We start from the raw sequence: 19,200 nt of genomic DNA, 5'->3' as shown, positions 1-19,200 counted from the left end.
GAGCTTCACCATGTTGAACACCTTGCTGCCTATCCTGCTGTTCGCCGCCCTGGGCCTTGCCGTCCTCGGCGCCCTGCGCCGGGTGAACATGTGGCGCCGTGGCCGCGCGTCCAAGGTTGACCTTTTGGGCGGCCTGCTCGCCATGCCCAAGCGCTACATGGTCGACCTGCACCACGTGGTCGCCCGCGACAAATACATCGCCAACACCCACGTCGCCACCGCGCTGGGCTTTGTGCTGTCGGCGTTGCTCGCCATTCTGGTCCACGGCTTCGGCCTGCAGAATCGCATCCTCGGTTACGCCTTGCTGCTGGCGTCGGTGCTGATGTTTGTCGGCGCCACCTTCGTTTACCTGCGCCGCCGCAATCCGCCTGCACGTCTTTCGAAAGGCCCATGGATGCGCCTGCCGAAAAGCCTGATGGCGTTCTCGGTCAGTTTCTTCCTGGTGACCCTGCCGGTGGCCGGGATTCTGCCAGCGGACTTCGGTGGCTGGTTGCTCGCCGCGTTGCTCGGCGTGGGCGTGCTGTGGGGCGTGTCCGAGATGTTCTTCGGCATGACCTGGGGCGGCCCGATGAAGCACGCCTTCGCCGGTGCCTTGCATCTGGCCTGGCACCGTCGCGCCGAGCGTTTTGGCGGCGGCCGTTCCACTGGCTTGAAACCGCTGGACCTGAGCGATAAATCCGCACCGCTGGGCGTGGAGAAACCCAAGGATTTCACCTGGAACCAACTGCTCGGCTTCGACGCCTGCGTACAGTGCGGCAAGTGCGAAGCCGCGTGCCCGGCCTTCGCCGCCGGCCAGCCGCTGAACCCGAAAAAGCTGATCCAGGACATGGTGGTCGGCCTGGCCGGCGGCACCGATGCCAAGTTCGCCGGAAGCCCGTATCCGGGCAAAGCCATCGGCGAACACAGCGGCAACCCGCATCAGCCGATCGTCAACGGCCTGGTGGACGCCGAGACCCTGTGGTCTTGCACTACCTGCCGCGCCTGCGTGGAAGAGTGCCCGATGATGATCGAGCACGTGGACGCCATCGTCGACATGCGCCGTCACCTCACCCTGGAAAAAGGCGCCACGCCGAACAAAGGCGCGGAAGTCCTGGAAAACCTGATCGCCACCGACAACCCCGGCGGTTTCGCTCCGGGTGGTCGCCTGAACTGGGCGGCCGACCTGAACCTGCCGCTGCTCAGCGAGAAAGGCAGTGCCGACGTGCTGTTCTGGGTCGGCGACGGTGCCTTCGACATGCGCAACCAACGTACCCTGCGTGCCTTCGTCAAAGTGCTCAAGGCGGCCAAGGTCGACTTTGCCGTGCTGGGCCTGGAAGAACGCGACAGCGGCGATGTGGCCCGTCGTCTGGGCGATGAAGCGACCTTCCAGTTGCTGGCTTCGCGCAATATCCAGACCCTGGCCAAATACAGCTTCAAGCGCATCGTCACCTGCGATCCGCACAGCTTCCATGTGCTCAAAAACGAATACGGCGCCTTCAACGGCAACTATCGGGTGCAACATCACAGCACCTTCATGGCCGAGCTGATCGGCGAGGGGGCGCTGAACCTGGGCCAGCACAAGGGCAACAGCGTGACCTACCACGACCCTTGTTACCTGGGCCGCTACAACGGCGAATACGAGGCGCCGCGCCAAGTGCTGCGGGCATTGGGCATCGAGGTCAAGGAGATGCAACGCTCGGGTTTCCGCTCACGCTGCTGCGGTGGGGGTGGCGGTGCGCCGATTACCGACATTTCCGGCAAGCAACGGATCCCGGACATGCGTATGGACGACATCCGCGAAACCGGCGCCGAGCTGGTGGCCGTGGGTTGCCCGCAATGCACGGCGATGCTGGAAGGCGTAGTCGAGCCGCGCCCGTTGATCAAGGATATTGCCGAGCTGGTGGCCGACGCATTACTTGAAGATGCAGTGCCCACCAAAGCTCCCATCAAGCGTGAACCTGCGGAGGTGCATTAATGAGCGACATTATCCGCCGCGACCCACGGGCCGAATGGATCGCCCGCAACCGCTTGCACCCGCTGCACGCAGCGATGCAACCGGTGCAACACAGCTGGATGGGACCTAACGGGGTCATCCGCAAGAACGTCCATGGCGTCGGCTTCATCGGCCCCAATGGCATCAAGCGCATCGACCGCAGCGGCGCCCAGCAGGGCGGCGCGGCCAAGCGTACCGCGGCGGTGGAAGTGCAGTTGCCGCTGCATCAGGTGGCGGCGCCTGCGTTCTACATCAACGTGGTGCCAGACATGGTCGGTGGTCGCTTGAGCAGCCACGACCGCGACTTGCTCGGCCTGGCCCGCCAACTGGCTGGCAGTGACGGCGCGGTGCTGGCGGTGGTGTTTGGCGAGCACAAGGAAAATGCGTTTGCCACCGCAGGCGTCGACCGCCTGCTGGTGCTGGACGGCCACGAATTCGACGGTTATTCACCGGAACAACGCGTGCAGGGTTTGCGCGCTGTGGATAACCAGTTCAACCCGCGCCACTGGTTGCTGCCCGACAGCCGCAGCGGTGGTGGCGAACTGGGCCGACGGTTTGCCGCCAGCCTCAAGGAGCGCCCGGCTACGCGGGTTTGGCAGATCAAGGGCGACGAGTGCATCGGCCGCGCCGGTGCGGGCCAGGAAGACTTGGCTCGTCCGCTGCCACGCCTGATTCTGGCGGCCGTTGAATGCGCCGATCCCGTCAGCGAAACCCGTCACGAAGTGTTGCCCTTGGAGTTATCCACAGCTCTGGCGCGCAGCCTGCCACGCATCGAAGACCTCGGCGCGGTGGCGGTGGACCCGGCGGCGATTCCCATGGCCGAGGCGGAATTCATTTTCTCTGGCGGCAACGGCGTGAAGGACTGGGCTCTGTTCCACCAGACCGCTGCGGCCCTGGGCGCCACCGAAGGCGCCTCGCGGGTGGCGGTGGACGATGGCTTCATGGCGCGTGATCGCCAGGTCGGCGCCAGCGGCACCTGGGTGACGGCGCGGGTCTACGTGGCCGTGGGTATTTCCGGGGCGATCCAGCACCTGCAAGGCATCGGTGCCTGCGACAAGGTGGTGGCGATCAACCTCGACCCTGGTTGCGACATGATCAAGCGGGCCGATCTCTCGGTCATCGGCGAAAGCGCCGCGATTCTGCATGCCTTGATCGCTGCGGTAGAGGCCTACCGCAACGGCGCCAAGCGCGATGCGGCTTGAGGATATGAGCATGAACACGAATGTTATCAGCCTGGTATCCATCGGCGCCCACCCGACCTCCGGGCGCCCGCGCCGCGCCGAGCAAGACGCGCGCGCAGTGGAATTGGGCCTGCAAATGGCTGGGGATAAGTTGCAGGTGCTGCACGCCGGCAACATTGCTGAGCCGACCCTGCGCAGCTACCTGGGCATGGGGTTGCCGCAATTGCATGTGCTGGAGCAACCGGCGGGCAGCGATGCCTTGCCGGTGCTCAGCGAATACCTGCGCGACGCCGGTGCCCAGGTGGTGCTTGCCGGCAGCCAGGCCGAAACCGGTGAAGGCTCGGGCATGCTGCCGTACCTGCTGGCCGAGCAATTGGGTTGGCCGCTGATTGTCGGGCTGGCGCAGGTCGAGTCCATCGACGGCGGCGTGGCCCATGTGCTGCAAGCCTTGCCACGCGGCCAGCGGCGACGCCTGAAGGTGCGCCTGCCGTTTCTGGCGACAGTGGATAACGCCGCGCCCAAGCCTCGGCAGAGTGCGTACGGCCCGGCGCAGCGCGGTGAGCTGGCGGCCCATGAAGTCGAAATCGAACAAGACGAGTTATTCACAGGCGCCGTGCTGCAACTGGCCAAGCCACGCCCCAAGCGCCTCAAGGTAATCAAGGCCAAGAGCGGTGCTGACCGCATGAAAGCCGCCACGGCCAAGGCCAGTGGTGGTGGCGGGCAAGTGCTCAAGGGCCTGAGCCCGGAAGCGGGCGCCGAAGCTATCCTCAAGCTGCTGGTTGAGGAAGGTGTGGTTCGCTGAAGCTGAACAGGGAATGTGGCTTACCCACAATCCCTGTTGACCCGTCTGTGGATAACCTGTTCGCGGTTGTCCACACCCCCTGTGAATCAAGCCCTCCAGCCCTCTGTACGAAAAACAACCAAGCTAACTTGCGGTTTTTACTTGGGTTTTTCGCTGCTCCTGTGCATTTTTCCGGCTCGACTTGCCCCCATAGTCTGTTGGCGCTTCTGTGGATAACATGTTCGCTGTCGGCTGAAGCTCTTATTAATCAAGGCTTTCATCGGATTGATCAAAATGTGATCGATTTGGTTTTTTTACCGACTAAAAACCCTGTAAACCCCGATTTGTGAAGGTTTGAGGTTGTTTTCCACAGCGCTCTCCAAGTTGCCCCCAAAGTCTGTTGGTGCTTCTGTGGATAAGGTGTTCGCGTTCCGCTACAGGCCACGTAAGTCGTGGCTTGTGCTGGTTTGGTCAATAAATGAACAAAGCCGGTTCAAACCGACTGGCTTGAATAAGTCACGGATTTTCTTCATTTAATTTCAGGGAGGAAGCGTAGTTGCCCACAATTGCTGTGGGTGGCTTTGTGGATAAGTTGTTGGGGAAAGGCTGGAGGGCAGGGGAATCAAGGGTTATCAGGGGGTTGGGTGTTTTTTGTACAACCAAGCCCCCCGAAGATCAACAGGTTATTCGTGAACCGCAACGCCCTTGAGGTACGGCGCCGGAGCGGCCCCCAGGTTGCTCAACAGGCGCTCGCTGTACCAGTCCACGAAGTTCACCACGCCGAACTCATAGGTCTTGGAGTACGGGCCAGGCTGATAGGCGGTGGAGTTGATGCCGCGCTGGTTCTCTTCGGCCAGGCGACGGTCCTGGTCGTTGGTGGCGTCCCACACCTGGCGCATGCGCTCCACGTCGTAGTCCACGCCTTCCACGGCGTCCTTGTGCACCAGCCATTTGGTGGTGACCATGGTTTCCTGGGCGCTGATTGGCCACACGGTGAACACGATGATGTGATCGCCCATGCAGTGGTTCCAGGAGTGCGGCAGGTGCAGGATGCGCATCGAACCCAGGTCCGGGTTCTTGATGCGGCCCATGAGCTTGGCACAGCCTTGCTTGCCGTCGAGGGTCATCGACACGGTGCCCTTGAGCAGCGGCATGCGCACGATACGGTTACGCAGGCCAAAGCTGGCGTGGGCGTATGGGATTTTCTCGGCATCCCAGGCGGCGGCGGAGGCGGCCACGTGGTCCTTGAACGCCTGGTCGGCGCGCGGGTCGGTGACGTCGTCCCACTCCAGCAGGGTTTTCAGCAGTTCCGGGTGCGACGCGTTGCAGTGGTAGCACTCGCGGTTGTTTTCGAGCACCAGCTTCCAGTTGGCTTTCTCCATCAAGGTGGTGGTAATCGCCACCTTGGTGTTCTCCATGTCGTAGGGTTCCATGTAATGGTTCAGCGTCGACAGGAAGTCATCGATGGCTGGCGGGTTCTCCGCCAGGCTGATGAAGATGTAGCCACCGGCGGTTTTCACGTTGACCGGCTTGAGGCCGTACTGCTTCATGTCGAAGTCGGCGCCCATCTCGGTGCCAGCGAACAGCAGACGGCCATCAAGCTCATACGTCCACTGGTGGTAGTGGCAGACCAGTTTGGCGACCTTGCCTTTGTCGCTGGTGCACAAGCGCGAGCCACGGTGACGGCACACGTTGTGGAACGCGTGCACCACGCCTTCGGCGCCGCGGATCACGATGATCGGGTTCTTGCCGATTTGCAGGGTCAGGTAGTTGCCCTTGGCCGGGATCTCGCAGGTCATGCCGGCGATCAACCACTCTTTCTGGAAGATTTCCTGCATGTCGATATCAAACAACCGCTCATCAGAGTAGAACGGCTGCGGCAGCGAGAAAGTGCGCTCGCGCTCTTGCAGCATTTGCGCGGTGGCCTTGCGTGCGGGTTCCAGCGGATCGCCCAAGCTTAAGGTTGCGGTGACGTCCATCGTGTGTGTCCTCATGGCCATTCTGTGTGGCCGGCGAATAGTGGCTACGGTTGGTGCTTTGCAAGGCGTAAAGAAAGCGTCTGTGTTGGGAGCGAGTGTGGGGCCGCCGATGCGCCGAACCTTATCCATGGGCGACATGGCCCAATCTGTTCCCGACGCGCAACCCTAGGTCGTTGGGGGCTGGTCGCGATAAGTATGTGAATGTCGCAGATAGGTAAATGGGTGGTTCTGGCGTTACGCAGAATCGCCACCATAAGGCCGATGTCGGCGGTGGAGAACAACATGTCCAATAATTTCCTGAATCCGGTAACCACCCAGACCTGGGCCAATGGTCGGCACATTGTCCGTTGCGTCAAAGTCATCCAGGAAACCTGGGACGTGCGCACCTTCTGTTTCATGGCCGACCAGCCGATCCTGTTCTTTTTCAAACCGGGGCAATTCGTCACCCTGGAGCTGGAAATCGAAGGCCAGCCGATCATGCGCTCCTACACCATTTCCAGTTCGCCGTCGGTGCCCTACAGCTTCTCGGTGACCATCAAACGTGTGCCGGGCGGCAAGGTGTCCAACTGGCTGCACGACACCCTTCATGAAGGGCAAGAGTTGGCGGTGCACGGGCCGGTGGGCTTGTTCAACGCCATCGACTTCCCGAGCCCGAAAGTGCTGTACCTCAGCGGCGGCGTGGGCATCACGCCAGTCATGTCCATGGCCCGCTGGTTCTACGACACCAACGCCAACGTCGACATGACGTTTATCCACAGCGCCCGTTCGCCCAAGGACATCATCTACCACCGCGAGCTGGAGCACATGGCGTCGCGCATCGACAACTTCAGCCTGCACCTGATCTGCGAGAAACACGGCCTGGGCGAGCCTTGGGCGGGGTATCGCGGTTACCTGAACCACAAGATGCTCGAACTGATGGTGCCCGACTTCCTCGAGCGCGAAGTGTTCTGCTGCGGCCCGACGCCGTACATGAACGCGGTGAAGCGCCTGCTGGAAGTGGCGGGTTTCGATATGACGCGCTATCACGAGGAATCCTTCGGTGCTACACCGCCAGAAGCCCGTGCGGATGCGGTCGAACAAGCCGAACAAGCCGCCGACGCGCCGGAAATCGACCTGGCGGATCTGCACCAGGTGGAGTTCATTGCGTCGGGCAAAAGCATTCGCGTCGCACCTGGGGAAACCGTGCATGCCGCGGCCGCCAAGCTTGGCCTGTTGATCCCGAAAGCCTGCGGCATGGGCATCTGCGGCACCTGCAAGGTGATGAAGCTGGGCGGCGAGGTGGAGATGGAGCACAACGGCGGCATCACTGAAGAAGATGAAGCCGAAGGCTACATCCTGTCGTGCTGCAGTGTGCCGAAGGGTGATGTGCGTATTGAGTTCTGATGCTCAGTACAAACCAGGCCGCCGATCCTGATGAACGTGGTTGTGGGCGCTGATTGACTTGTTTCGGGCCTGTTCCAGGGGCAGGTCCGCTACCAGTTGCTGTTCCTCTTGATGTGAGGCTGCCCCGGCCACTGGGTAGCCATCTGCGTCGACAATGACCGAGCCGCCCACCCAGTTGACGCCGCGTTCTTCGCCATGGCGATCGCACGCCGCGATGAACATGCGGTTGACCGCCGCGTTGGCCTGGATCCTTACGATCTCAGCCGGCCGCTCACCCACAGGGCGCGGACCGTCCGGCCAGTTCACCGGAACGCAAAGCAGCTCCGCTTGTGCCAGTGCCGGTAGGCGCACCCATTCGGGTAGTTCAAGGTCTTAGCAGATCATCATGCCGATCCGTCCGACGGCGGTGTCGACCACCGGAGGCGGCGCATCACCGGGAGTGAAGATCAGTTTCTCGCGGTCCCACAGGTGTGCCTTGCGATACACGGTCAACCGTCCGGAGGGTTCGATCAGCGCCGCACTGTTGGCGACACGTCCCCCACTCAAGCGCTCGCAAAACCCTGCAACGACGATGATCCCAAGTTCTCGCGCCAGGTTTTTCCACAGGCTCAGGGTCGGGCCGTCGAGGGTTTCGGAGGCCGTGTGGGCTTCCTCGCGGTCGGTGAACGCGTAGCCACTCTGGATCAGTTCCGGCAGGACAATCAGCTGGGCCTTGAGGCTGGCCGCTCCACGGATCGCGTGCTCGGTCAGCGCCCGGTTGTACTCGGTATCGCCGATACGCGGCGCCAGTTGATGGCAAACGACGCGTAGCTGTGTCACGACAGGTCTCCTTCCAATACCCGCTCACTCGCTTGCATGGCCCGCGACTCGGCGGCGTGGTCGAGTCGGCGGCTCATCACGCAGTAAATCACTGCCGAGACCAGCAGGCCGACGACGAACGCAATGTCGGCGCCGTCCAGCATCACACTGATCGGGCCTTGATAAAAACCCAGCGACATAAACGGAATCATTGCCGCCAGGCCGAGGAAATACGCAACCAACCCAGCACTCGACCAGCGACCATAGATGCCGGCGGGATTGAAAGTGTCACTGATGGCGTAGCGTCCTTGTCGCACGACATAGAAATCCGCGAGGTTGACGGCCGTCCAGGGCACCAGGAAATACAGCATCAGGAGCACGAAGGTGTTGAAGCTGCTCAGGTAGCTTTCAGGAATGCTCAAGGCGATCACGAAAATGATTGCGGCCACCAGGCTGATCCCGACGATGCGGCTCTTGATCTTGGGTTTGATCGGGACAAAGCCGTCAATGGCACTGATCCCGGTGAGCATCGCGCCATAGCAGTTGACGGCCATGATGCCGACCAGCGCCGGCACTGCAATCAGCACGGTAAAGGTACCAAAGCCAGGCAGCAGTTGGTTGCCCACGGCCTGCACACTGCCAATGGCGTCGGGAGAGGGCAGCGCCGAGGCGAGGAATGCTCCCAGCGACATCAACCACAGCGCCGAGCCGGCGGCCCCCAGGTAGGTCCAGAGGATGACACTGCGCGACGGGGTGTTGTGGGGCAGGTAGCGTGAGTAATCCGAGACATACACGGCGTAGCTGATCTGGTAGCCCGCAGCGGCTGACAATTGGATCAGGAAGGCCGACCAGGAAAAATGTGCGTCGGCCACGGCTGAATCGGCTTGCAGATGCAGCAAGGCCGCGACGGTCAGGACCGCGAACACGCTGATCATCACGTAGGTCAGCCAGCGTTGCACGGTGTGCAGCAGGTCATGACCGATGACCGCGATGACAACGGCGAGGATGATCATCAACGCATACCAGGGTGCGCGGTCGCCGGGCAGCACGGTATTGATGGCGTCGGTGGCCAGGATCACGTTGAACACGTTGAAGCCGATGTACACGAAAACCACCGCGATAAACGGCACGATGGCACCCCGCAGGCCGAACTGGGCGCGCGACTGGATCATCTGCGGCAAGCCCATGCGCGGCCCCTGGTTGGCGTGGAACGCCATGGCAAACGTGCCCAGGCATACGCCGATCACGATCGCCAGGATCGCGTACACCAGGCTCAGCCCCAAGGCGGCGCCGGTAAACCCGGTGACCATGGTGGTGAGTACGAAGTTGCCGGTGAACCAGAACGGCGCCTGATGCCAGACCTTGCCGTGGCGTTCATTGCGCGGCACGTAGTCGATGGAGCGGGTTTCGATTTTCAGCGTGCTGGAAGGGGGAGCAGCCGATCGGTCAGAGGGCATGTTCATAGGCATCACGGTCTGTTTTTTATTGAGTGAGCTGTGCAGAGTCTTGTAAGCAAAAAAACAATTGAATCGGCATTCTCAAATAATCACTTTATGAATCTCTGAACTGAGTGCGCAAAACCCTCTGGAATAAGGTTTGCCTTACTGATGCACTTTTTATTTCCAAGGGATATAGAGAAATTTCCTACGGGTGACTACGCTGATGAACACATTCGTCGTAGTCGCCCTTCGCAGTGAAGCAGTAGGTGGACGTCCTGTTTACATTCCAAGGATGATTGCCATGTCAGCCTGGCGTATGGCAGCAAGGTGTTGATCGTCGGCGCAGGTGTCGCGCGAATGGTGGCGGCCTATGAATCCATGCGCATGGGGTTGCACCCAGGCCAGTGATCGTATCGGCGGGCGGCTGTATTCCTACGTGGCGGGTGATCCGCTGGATCCCGCTGACAGTGTGATCTGTGAAATGGGGGCGATGCGCTTTCCTATTTCTGGCAAGGCGTTGATGCACTATTTCGAGAAGGTCGGCATGACGGCCAACTCGGCGGATTTCCCTAACCCAGGCTCGGCTGCGACCCCCAGCACGGTGGTCGACTACCAGCAAACCCAGACCTATTACGAAGGCAATAACCTGCCGCCGGAATACGCTGAGATTGAGCGGCTGTTGTTTGAGGTGTTCCTTGAGCAGGACCCGATCAAGTTCACCGAAATGGAAACGGCAATGTCCGAGGGCAGCATTGATCAGGCCAAGATCAAGACGCTGTGGAACTCGATTCTGGACGCTGACTGGGACAATCTCAGCTTTTTTTCGGCACTGGTCGAGAAGGCGGGCTGGACGCGCCAGCAGATCGACCTGTTCGGCCAGATCGGTTTTGGCACGGGTGGCTGGAATACCGATTATCCGAACTGTTTCCTGGAGGTGTGAACGAGCTTGCTGGACAGCGTGTATGCGCCTCATCAGTTGAACCTGGCGGCTGAATTCGGCATGACCAACCCCTTTGTCGAAATCAATTGGGAGGAGCAGCCGTTTTTCTTGTGCGCGTTCAAAATGAATCTGCCGGGACAGTACGAGTACCAGCGCTTGCTGTTTTCTCAGTTCATGAATGGCGTGTCGACCCCAAATCTCGACAGGTTCATTCTTGCGGGCGATGACGTGTCTTGGACGGGATGCTGGGCTGAGGGCGGGGTAACCACTGCATTGAACGCCGTACACAAACTGGCGTCGATTTTTGGAGGGGGGACATTTCTGGGAAATCCCGGCCCCATCGATGAATGGTCGCGGCTGCAACCAAAGGTGTTATGAATAAAGCGTCGATCAGTCCCGCGTCGCAGGTCATGACTCTGCGACGCGGGCCTTAGTGGTTAGCGGACGAAAAGGTTGATGAGGTACCCGCCGGACGCTGTCATTTCAAACTCTTTTCCAGTAACGGTAAAGGTTCTGGATGGCTCGATGATGGTGTCGCCGACGTTCGCCAGCTTCCTCAGATCGTCCAGGCCGACGAGCGTGGCGTTGACGTCGGCGCGCAGTTGCGAATCAGTGGTGTAGCATTGAATTTCCATGATGTTGCCCTCGATAGGATTTCCTTTTCCAGCCGACTATTCGGCAGGCAGTCAGCCCCGAAGTGACGCGTCCGTTTGTTCGGGGTGACAAGGTCCTATCCAAGGCAGGGGGTAGATAGATACTGTCAGAAATACGTACAAACAGTCTCTGAAAAAGCGCTGAAAGCCCCGTGGTTTCAGGCTTCCATCACTTTCCGAATATCCGCCGCCAATTCTCTTACACGTTCTTCCTCGGTATCCCACGCACACATGAAGCGTGCGCCGCCTTTGCCGATAAAGGTGTAGAAACGCCAGCCCTTGGCGGTCAACGCGGCAATCGCCGGTTCCGAGAGTTGCAGGAACACGCCGTTGGCCTGCACCGGGAACATCAACTCCACGCCAGGAATATCTGCCACCAGGCTGCTCAGCAGTTGCGCGCAGTGGTTGGCGTGACGGGCGTGTTTGAGCCAGGCGTCGTTTTCCAGCAGGCCTACCCATGGGGCGGACAGGAAGCGCATCTTCGACGCCAACTGGCCGGCCTGTTTGCAGCGGTAGTCGAAGTCTTCAGCCAACTTGTGGTTGAAGAACAGGATCGCTTCGCCCACGGCCATGCCGTTCTTGGTGCCGCCAAAGCACAGCACGTCCACCCCGGCTTTCCAGGTCAGGTCCGCCGGTGAGCAGCCGAGGAATGCGCAGGCGTTGGAGAAGCGCGCGCCGTCCATGTGCAGGTTCAGGCCCAACTCTTTGCAGGTGGCGCTGATGGCGCGGATTTCATCCGGGGTGTACACGCTGCCGACTTCGGTGGCCTGGGTCAGGGTGACCACGCGCGGCTTGGGGTAGTGGATGTCCTGGCGCTTGAGGGCGATCTCGCGGATCGACTCCGGGGTCAGCTTGCCGTTTTCGGTGCGAGCGGTGAGCAGCTTGGAGCCGTTGGAGAAAAACTCCGGCGCGCCGCATTCGTCGGTTTCGACGTGGGCGGTTTCCGAGCAAATCACGCTATGGTAGCTCTGGCACAACGAGGACAGCGCCAGGGAGTTGGCGGCGGTGCCGTTGAAGGCGAAGAACACTTCGCAGTCGGTTTCGAAGAGGTTGCGGAAACCGTCGGCGGCGCGGTGGGTCCATTCATCATCGCCGTAGGCGCGTTGATGGCCCTGGTTGGCTTGTTCCATGGCGGCCCAGGCTTCCGGACAGATGCCCGAATAGTTGTCACTGGCGAATTGTTGGCTCTTGTCGGTCATGGCCCATTCCTGTGGTCGATGTTGGTGCGCACTGTAACCAAGATTGTCGCGAGTGCGCACGCACTGTAAATGCAAAGTCACTGGGGAATTATGCACGGTACTGGAACCCTGCCTGTCGGACGTGTCCGTGATGGCGCTTTGGATCTGCTCAAGTGGCTGGCGCTGTTGAGCATGGTGCTCGATCACCTGCGCTATGTCGGTTTGAGCCTGGACGGCCTGTATGTGCCGGGGCGCCTGGCGTTTCCGTGGTTTTGCCTGGCGATTGCGGCGAACCTGCACCGGGTCAGGAGTGCGCCCGTGACCGGCCAATGGCGCTACCTGGGCTGGCTGTTACTGTTCAGCGTGATCAGCGAAGTGCCGTACCGACTGTTTATCGAGGACGCCGATACGTTGAACGTGTTGCCGACCTTGGCGCTGGGCCTGCTGGTTGCCCGAGGATGGCAGCAGAAGGCGCTTTTTGATCGAGGATTGGCGTTGATTGCCCTCATGATCGCGGCGGTGTTTTCCGCGCAGCTGATGTTCGGTTTTTTCGGCGTATTACTGCCACTGGCGACGCTGCTGGTATTCCGTCGCCCCTGGTATTTGAGCGTATTGCCGGGCTTGATCTGTGTGGCGGCCAATCAATGGCAGGTTCTGCTCAATAGCGGCACCTCCGTAGCGTTGGTCGGATTCGCCGCTTGCCTGATTGCGCCAATGCTTGGCCTGGTCCTCTTGCGACACGCTCAAAACGCCTCGCCACCGGCCATGCGCCGCTGGGCGTATGCCCTCTATCCCGCGCATTTCTTGCTACTGCTGGCTTTGCGCCACAGCCTTGCCTGAGTCGCTGAATTCATTCCATGTCGTAAACGCACCTTTGCGTGGCGTGCGTAGGCATTTGACCTGCTGACGCCAGCCCTACCATCGCATCAAAGGGCCCTGCACGGGCCTCAACAATACGAAAGGCTGGGAGAGACGCGATGTTCAGCAAACAAGACCAGATCCAGGGATATGACGACGCACTGCTGGCGGCCATGAATGCCGAGGAGCAACGCCAGGAAGATCATATCGAGCTGATCGCGTCAGAGAACTACACCAGCAAACGCGTGATGGAAGCCCAAGGCAGCGGCCTCACCAACAAATACGCCGAAGGCTACCCAGGCAAGCGCTACTACGGTGGCTGCGAGCACGTGGATAAAGTTGAAGCCCTGGCCATCGAGCGCGCCAAGCAACTGTTCGGTGCCGATTACGCCAACGTACAGCCGCACTCCGGTTCGTCCGCCAACAGCGCGGTGTACCTGGCTCTGATCAATGCGGGCGACACCATCCTGGGCATGAGCCTGGCCCACGGCGGCCACCTGACCCACGGCGCCAAAGTGTCGTCCTCGGGCAAGCTGTACAACGCGGTGCAATACGGCATCAACACTGACACCGGCCTGATCGACTACGACGAAGTCGAGCGCCTGGCCGTCGAGCACAAGCCGAAAATGGTTGTGGCCGGTTTCTCTGCCTACTCCAAGACTCTGGATTTCCCACGTTTCCGTCAGATCGCGGACAAAGTGGGCGCGCTGCTGTTCGTCGACATGGCCCACGTCGCCGGCCTGGTTGCCGCTGGCCTGTACCCGAACCCGCTGCCGTATGCCGACGTGGTCACCACCACCACCCACAAGACCCTGCGCGGTCCACGGGGCGGTCTGATCCTGGCCAAGGCCAACGAAGAAATCGAAAAGAAACTCAACGCCGCCGTATTCCCTGGCGCCCAGGGCGGCCCGCTGATGCACGTCATCGCCGGCAAGGCCGTGTGCTTCAAGGAAGCGCTGGAGCCAGGCTTCAAGGCCTATCAGCAACAAGTGATCGACAACGCCCAGGCCATGGCCGAGGTGTTCATCAAGCGCGGGTATGACGTGGTGTCCGGCGGTACCGATAACCACCTGTTCCTGGTCAGCCTGATCCGTCAGGGCCTCACCGGCAAAGAGGCGGACGCCGCCCTCGGTCGCGCCCACATCACCGTCAACAAGAACGCCGTGCCGAATGACCCGCAGTCGCCCTTCGTGACCTCGGGCCTGCGCATCGGCACCCCGGCGGTGACCACGCGTGGTTTCAAAGTGCCGCAGTGCATCGAACTGGCCGGCTGGATCTGCGACATCCTCGACAACCTCGGCGACGCCGATGTCGAGGCCAACGTGGCCAAGCACGTGTCTGCCCTGTGCGCTGATTTCCCGGTTTATCGCTGAGCGCGGTTTTGGAGTAATGACTATGCAACGCTACTCGGGCTTCGGCCTCTTCAAGCACTCACTCAGCCACCACGAAAACTGGCAGAAAATGTGGCGCACGCCCACCCCTAAGAAGGTGTACGACGTGGTCATCGTCGGCGGCGGCGGGCATGGTCTGGCGACCGCCTACTACCTGGCCAAGGAACACGGCATCACCAACGTGGCCGTGGTCGAGAAAGGCTGGCTGGGCGGCGGCAACACCGCGCGCAACACCACCATCGTGCGTTCCAATTACCTGTGGGACGAGTCGGCGCACCTGTACGAACACGCGATGAAACTGTGGGAAGGCCTGTCCCAGGACCTGAACTACAACGTGATGTTCTCCCAGCGTGGTGTCTACAACCTGTGCCACACCCTGCAAGACATCCGTGATTCCGAGCGCCGCGTCAGCGCCAACCGCCTCAATGGCGTGGACGGCGAACTGCTCAACGCCAAACAAGTGGCCGACGAGATTCCGTACCTCGACTGCTCGAAAAACACCCGCTACCCGGTACTCGGCGCCACCGTGCAACGTCGCGGCGGCGTGGCCCGTCACGATGCCGTGGCCTGGGGTTTTGCCCGCGCCGCCGACGCACTGGGCGTGGACTTGATCCAGCAGACCGAAGTGATCGGCTTTCGCAAGGAAAACGGTGTGTGCATCGGTGTGGAAACCAACAAGGGCTTTATCGGTGCCAAGCGCGTCGGTGTGGTCACCGCCGGTAACTCCGGGCACATGGCCTCGCTGGCCGGGTTCCGCCTGCCGATCGAATCCCACCCGCTGCAAGCGTTGGTGTCGGAGCCGATCAAGCCGATTATCGACAGCGTGATCATGTCCAACGCCGTGCACGGCTACATCAGCCAGTCCGACAAGGGCGACCTGGTGATCGGCGCCGGTATCGACGGCTACAACGGCTACGGCCAGCGCGGCTCTTACCCGGTGATCGAACACACCATCCAGGCCATCGTCGAGATGTTCCCGGTGCTGTCGCGCGTGCGCATGAACCGCCAGTGGGGCGGCATCGTCGACACCACGCCGGATGCGTGCCCGATCATCTCCAAGACCCCGGTGCCGAACATGTTCTTCAACTGCGGCTGGGGCACCGGTGGCTTCAAGGCCACGCCGGGCTCAGGCAACGTGTTTGCCGCCAGCCTGGCCAAGGGTGAAATGCACCCGTTGGCGGCACCTTTCTCCATCGACCGTTTCCACAACGGTGCGTTGATCGACGAACACGGCGCTGCGGCCGTCGCCCACTAACAGGAGAAATTTCCTATGTTGCATATCTTCTGTCCTCACTGTGGCGAACTGCGCTCCGAAGAGGAATTCCACGCGTCCGGCCAAGCGCACATCCCGCGCCCGCTGGACCCGAATGCCTGCACCGATGAAGAGTGGGGCGACTACATGTTCTTCCGCGACAACCCGCGCGGCCTGCATCACGAACTGTGGATCCACGCCGCCGGTTGCCGCCAGTACTTCAACGCGACCCGCGACACCCTGACCTACGAAATTCTTGAAACCTACAAGATCGGTGAGAAGCCACAATTCACCGCCAAGGCCTCTGGAGAGAAGGTATGAGCCAGACCAATCGCCTGTCCAACGGTGGCCGGATCGACCGTAACAAAGTCCTCACGTTTACCTTCAACGGCCAGACCTACAAGGGCTTTGAAGGCGACACCCTCGCCGCCGCCCTGTTGGCTAACGGCGTCGATATCATCGGCCGCAGCTTCAAGTATTCGCGCCCTCGCGGCATTTTCGCTGCGGGCGCCGAAGAGCCGAACGCGGTGCTGCAGATCGGCGCCACCGAAGCCACACAGATTCCTAACGTGCGCGCCACGCAACAGGCGCTGTACCAAGGTTTGGTCGCCACCAGCACCAACGGCTGGCCGAACGTCAACAATGACGTGATGGGCATTCTCGGCAAGGTTGGCGGCAAGCTGATGCCGCCGGGTTTCTACTACAAAACCTTCATGTACCCGCAATCGTTCTGGATGACGTACGAGAAGTACATCCGTAAGGCCGCTGGCCTTGGCCGCTCGCCGACCGAGAACGATCCGGACACCTACGACAACTTCAACCGTCACTGCGACGTGCTGGTCGTCGGCGCGGGCCCTGCCGGTTTGGCTGCCGCACTGTCCGCCGCACGCAGCGGTGCCCGCGTGATCATTGCCGATGAGCAGGAAGAGTTCGGCGGCTCGCTGCTCGATTCCCGTGAAAGCCTCGACGGCAAGCCCGCCGCGGAATGGGTCGCCAGTGTCATTGCTGAATTGAAAGCCCTGCCGGACGTGGTGCTGTTGCCCCGCGCCACCGTCAACGGCTACCACGACCATAACTTCCTGACCATTCACGAACGCCTCACCGACCACCTGGGTGACCGTGCGCCGATTGGCGTGGTGCGCCAGCGTATCCACCGTGTGCGCGCCAAGCGTGTGGTGCTGGCGACCGGTGCGTGCGAGCGTCCACTGGTCTACGGCAACAACGACGTGCCGGGCAACATGCTGGCCGGTGCGGTTTCGACCTACGTGCGTCGCTACGGCGTGGCACCGGGCAAGAAGCTGGTGCTGTCGACCAACAACGACCACGCCTACCGCGTTGCGCTGGATTGGTTGGATGCCGGCCTGCAAGTGGTTGCCGTCGCTGACGTGCGCCACAACCCACGAGGCGCGCTGGTGGAAGAAGCCCGCGCCAAAGGCATTCGCATCCTCACCGGCAGTGCCGTGGTCGAATCCCGTGGCACCAAGCGCGTCACCGCTGCTCGCGTCGCTGCGATCGATGTGAAAGCACACAAAGTCACCAGCCCTGGCGAGTGGCTGGACTGCGACCTGGTGGCCAGCTCCGGCGGTTACAGCCCGGTGGTCCACCTGGCCTCGCACCTGGGCGGCAAGCCGACCTGGCGTGAAGACATCCTCGGTTTTGTTCCGGGCGAAGCACCGCAGAAACGTGTGTGCGTGGGCGGCATCAATGGCGTCTACGGTCTTGGTGATTCTCTGGCGGACGGTTTTGAAGGCGGCGTGCGTGCAGCCAGCGAAGCCGGTTTTGCGCCAGTGGAAGGCACCTTGCCGAAAGCCCTGAGCCGCTTGGAAGAGCCGACGCTGGCGATCTACCAAGTGCCGCATGACAAGCCGACCGCACGGGCGCCGAAGCAATTCGTCGACCTGCAGAACGACGTGACCGCCGCCGCCATCGAACTGGCGACCCGCGAAGGGTTCGAGTCGGTCGAGCACGTCAAGCGCTACACCGCGCTGGGCTTCGGCACTGATCAGGGCAAGCTGGGTAACGTCAACGGCCTGGCGATTGCCGCCCGTTCGTTGAATGTGACCATCCCGCAGATGGGCACCACCATGTTCCGCCCGAACTACACGCCGGTGACTTTCGGCGCGGTAGCCGGCCGTCACTGTGGGCACATCTTCGAACCCGTCCGCTACACCGCGCTGCAAGCCTGGCACGTGAAAAACGGCGCCGAGTTTGAAGACGTCGGCCAGTGGAAACGCCCGTGGTACTTCCCTCGCAATGGTGAAGACCTGCATGCGGCGGTAAAACGCGAATGCCTGGCCGTGCGCGACAGCGTCGGCCTGCTGGATGCATCCACCCTCGGCAAGATCGACATCCAGGGCCCGGACGCACGCGAATTCCTCAACCGCATCTACTCCAACGCCTGGACCAAGCTCGACGTGGGCAAGGCGCGCTACGGCCTGATGTGCAAGGAAGACGGCATGGTCTTCGACGACGGCGTCACCGCCTGCCTCGCTGACAACCACTTCCTGATGACCACCACCACCGGCGGCGCGGCCCGCGTGCTGCAGTGGCTGGAAATCTACCAACAGACCGAGTGGCCAGACCTCAAGGTGTACTTCACCTCGGTCACCGACCACTGGGCCACCATGACCCTGTCCGGCCCCAACAGTCGCAAGATGCTGGCGGAAGTGACTGATATCGACCTGGACAAGGACGGCTTCCCGTTCATGACCTGGAAGGAAGGCCTGGTCGGCGGCGTACCGGCTCGCGTGTTCCGGATCTCGTTTACCGGTGAGCTGTCGTACGAAGTCAACGTGCAGGCCGACTACGCCATGGGCGTGCTGGAAAAAATCGTCGACGCCGGCAAGAAGTACAACCTGACGCCGTACGGCACCGAAACCATGCACGTATTGCGGGCCGAGAAGGGCTTCATCATCGTCGGCCAGGACACTGACGGCTCGATGACCCCGGACGACCTGAACATGGGCTGGTGCGTCGGCCGTACCAAGCCGTTCTCGTGGATCGGCTGGCGCGGCATGAACCGTGAAGACTGCGTGCGCCAAGAGCGTAAGCAACTGGTGGGCTTGAAACCGATCGACCCGAATGTATGGCTGCCGGAAGGCGCGCAGTTGGTGTTCGATCCGAAGCAGACGATTCCGATGAAGATGGTTGGTCACGTCACCTCAAGCTATGCGCACAACTCCCTGGGCTATTCGTTTGCCATGGGCGTGGTGAAGGGCGGCTTGAAGCGTATTGGTGAGCGGGTGTTCTCGCCGCAGGCGGATGGCAGCGTGATTGAGGCGGAGATTGTGTCTTCGGTGTTCTTTGACCCGAAAGGCGATCGCCAGAACATCTGATAGACCGCGTCGCCTGCATCGCAGGCAAGCCAGTTCCCACAGTGGAATGCATTCCAAATG

13 protein-coding genes and 2 pseudogenes are annotated in these 19,200 nt (G+C 61.2%); 10 read left to right on the top strand and 5 right to left on the bottom strand.

The window, feature by feature from the left end; all coding sequences use genetic code 11:
- Positions 1–10: 10 nt before the first annotated feature.
- The 3 genes from dgcB to HX823_RS04600 are packed head-to-tail and all read left to right on the top strand — an operon-like array spanning position 11 to position 3,955.
- On the top strand, positions 11–1,954 hold the full coding sequence (dgcB, locus tag HX823_RS04610) for a dimethylglycine demethylation protein DgcB (protein ID WP_177074240.1): 1,944 nt from the start codon (positions 11–13) through the stop codon (positions 1,952–1,954).
- On the top strand, positions 1,954–3,174 hold the full coding sequence (locus tag HX823_RS04605; protein ID WP_177074239.1) for an electron transfer flavoprotein subunit alpha/FixB family protein: 1,221 nt from the start codon (positions 1,954–1,956) through the stop codon (positions 3,172–3,174). The genes dgcB and HX823_RS04605 overlap by 1 nt, the downstream gene beginning before the upstream one ends.
- Positions 3,175–3,184: 10 nt before the next feature.
- Complete coding sequence (locus HX823_RS04600) at positions 3,185–3,955, top strand: electron transfer flavoprotein subunit beta (RefSeq protein ID WP_177074238.1); 771 nt, start codon at positions 3,185–3,187, stop codon at positions 3,953–3,955.
- 662 nt (positions 3,956–4,617) lie between these two features.
- Here HX823_RS04600 and gbcA read toward each other — a convergent pair.
- Positions 4,618–5,913: a glycine-betaine demethylase subunit GbcA gene (gbcA, locus tag HX823_RS04595; RefSeq protein ID WP_038848868.1), complete on the bottom strand. Its 1,296-nt coding sequence runs from the start codon at positions 5,911–5,913 to the stop codon at positions 4,618–4,620.
- Positions 5,914–6,195: 282 nt separating this feature from the next.
- Between gbcA and gbcB the strand changes: the two genes are divergently transcribed.
- Positions 6,196–7,296, top strand: coding sequence for a glycine-betaine demethylase subunit GbcB (gene gbcB / locus HX823_RS04590; RefSeq protein WP_033898152.1), 1,101 nt, complete (start codon positions 6,196–6,198; stop codon positions 7,294–7,296).
- A 3-nt stretch (positions 7,297–7,299) separates the two neighbouring features.
- Here the strand turns inward: gbcB and HX823_RS04585 are convergent.
- Positions 7,300–8,115: pseudogene (locus HX823_RS04585) on the bottom strand (nitrilase family protein).
- Entirely contained in the window at positions 8,112–9,551 is a 1,440-nt protein-coding gene (locus tag HX823_RS04580; protein WP_177074325.1) for a cytosine permease, read from the bottom strand. The pseudogene HX823_RS04585 and the gene HX823_RS04580 overlap by 4 nt, the downstream one beginning before the upstream one ends.
- 297 nt (positions 9,552–9,848) lie before the next feature.
- Here HX823_RS04580 and HX823_RS04575 point away from each other — a divergent pair.
- Positions 9,849–10,851: pseudogene (locus HX823_RS04575) on the top strand (FAD-dependent oxidoreductase); the annotation flags it as partial.
- A gap of 59 nt (positions 10,852–10,910) precedes the next feature.
- On the opposite strand, the gene HX823_RS04570 reads toward HX823_RS04575, so the two are convergent.
- Together HX823_RS04570 and HX823_RS04565 are read right to left on the bottom strand one after the other, a co-directional pair.
- Entirely contained in the window at positions 10,911–11,108 is a 198-nt protein-coding gene (locus HX823_RS04570; protein ID WP_038848858.1) for a hypothetical protein, read from the bottom strand.
- A 176-nt stretch (positions 11,109–11,284) separates the two neighbouring features.
- Positions 11,285–12,325 carry a low specificity L-threonine aldolase gene (locus tag HX823_RS04565; protein WP_010207092.1) on the bottom strand — a complete coding sequence of 347 codons (1,041 nt, stop codon included), beginning with the start codon at positions 12,323–12,325 and terminating at the stop codon, positions 11,285–11,287.
- Between the two features lie 90 nt (positions 12,326–12,415).
- Between HX823_RS04565 and HX823_RS04560 the strand changes: the two genes are divergently transcribed.
- The 5 genes from HX823_RS04560 (at position 12,416) to HX823_RS04540 (ending at position 19,140) form a co-directional block, all read left to right on the top strand.
- A complete protein-coding gene (locus HX823_RS04560) occupies positions 12,416–13,144 on the top strand; it encodes a TraX family protein (protein ID WP_177074237.1) in 729 nt (242 codons plus the stop codon).
- A 137-nt stretch (positions 13,145–13,281) separates the two neighbouring features.
- Entirely contained in the window at positions 13,282–14,535 is a 1,254-nt protein-coding gene (glyA, locus tag HX823_RS04555; RefSeq protein ID WP_017738444.1) for a serine hydroxymethyltransferase, read from the top strand.
- A 22-nt stretch (positions 14,536–14,557) separates the two neighbouring features.
- Positions 14,558–15,808, top strand: a complete 1,251-nt coding sequence (locus HX823_RS04550; protein ID WP_010207084.1) for a sarcosine oxidase subunit beta — start codon at positions 14,558–14,560, stop codon at positions 15,806–15,808.
- Positions 15,809–15,823: 15 nt separating this feature from the next.
- Positions 15,824–16,126 carry a sarcosine oxidase subunit delta gene (locus HX823_RS04545; protein ID WP_010207083.1) on the top strand — a complete coding sequence of 101 codons (303 nt, stop codon included), beginning with the start codon at positions 15,824–15,826 and terminating at the stop codon, positions 16,124–16,126.
- Positions 16,123–19,140 carry a sarcosine oxidase subunit alpha gene (locus tag HX823_RS04540; protein WP_177074236.1) on the top strand — a complete coding sequence of 1,006 codons (3,018 nt, stop codon included), beginning with the start codon at positions 16,123–16,125 and terminating at the stop codon, positions 19,138–19,140. The genes HX823_RS04545 and HX823_RS04540 overlap by 4 nt, the downstream gene beginning before the upstream one ends.
- The last annotated feature ends 60 nt before the right edge of the window (positions 19,141–19,200 follow it).

The sequence above is a fragment of the Pseudomonas sp. P7759 genome (assembly GCF_013386445.1).
GTDB classification, from domain to species: Bacteria; Pseudomonadota; Gammaproteobacteria; order Pseudomonadales; family Pseudomonadaceae; genus Aquipseudomonas; species Aquipseudomonas azotoformans_A.
Note: the sequence above shows the minus strand (reverse complement) of the source record. Positions and strands in the feature narration are given on the sequence as shown.

Coding starts and splice junctions, on each gene's coding strand:
- dgcB (WP_177074240.1), top strand. CDS start 11: ATGTTGAACACCTTGCTGCCTATCCTGCTGTTCGCCGCCCTGGGCCTT.
- HX823_RS04605 (WP_177074239.1), top strand. CDS start 1,954: ATGAGCGACATTATCCGCCGCGACCCACGGGCCGAATGGATCGCCCGC.
- HX823_RS04600 (WP_177074238.1), top strand. CDS start 3,185: ATGAACACGAATGTTATCAGCCTGGTATCCATCGGCGCCCACCCGACC.
- gbcA (WP_038848868.1), bottom strand. CDS start 5,913: ATGGACGTCACCGCAACCTTAAGCTTGGGCGATCCGCTGGAACCCGCA.
- gbcB (WP_033898152.1), top strand. CDS start 6,196: ATGTCCAATAATTTCCTGAATCCGGTAACCACCCAGACCTGGGCCAAT.
- HX823_RS04580 (WP_177074325.1), bottom strand. CDS start 9,551: ATGCCCTCTGACCGATCGGCTGCTCCCCCTTCCAGCACGCTGAAAATC.
- HX823_RS04570 (WP_038848858.1), bottom strand. CDS start 11,108: ATGGAAATTCAATGCTACACCACTGATTCGCAACTGCGCGCCGACGTC.
- HX823_RS04565 (WP_010207092.1), bottom strand. CDS start 12,325: ATGACCGACAAGAGCCAACAATTCGCCAGTGACAACTATTCGGGCATC.
- HX823_RS04560 (WP_177074237.1), top strand. CDS start 12,416: ATGCACGGTACTGGAACCCTGCCTGTCGGACGTGTCCGTGATGGCGCT.
- glyA (WP_017738444.1), top strand. CDS start 13,282: ATGTTCAGCAAACAAGACCAGATCCAGGGATATGACGACGCACTGCTG.
- HX823_RS04550 (WP_010207084.1), top strand. CDS start 14,558: ATGCAACGCTACTCGGGCTTCGGCCTCTTCAAGCACTCACTCAGCCAC.
- HX823_RS04545 (WP_010207083.1), top strand. CDS start 15,824: ATGTTGCATATCTTCTGTCCTCACTGTGGCGAACTGCGCTCCGAAGAG.
- HX823_RS04540 (WP_177074236.1), top strand. CDS start 16,123: ATGAGCCAGACCAATCGCCTGTCCAACGGTGGCCGGATCGACCGTAAC.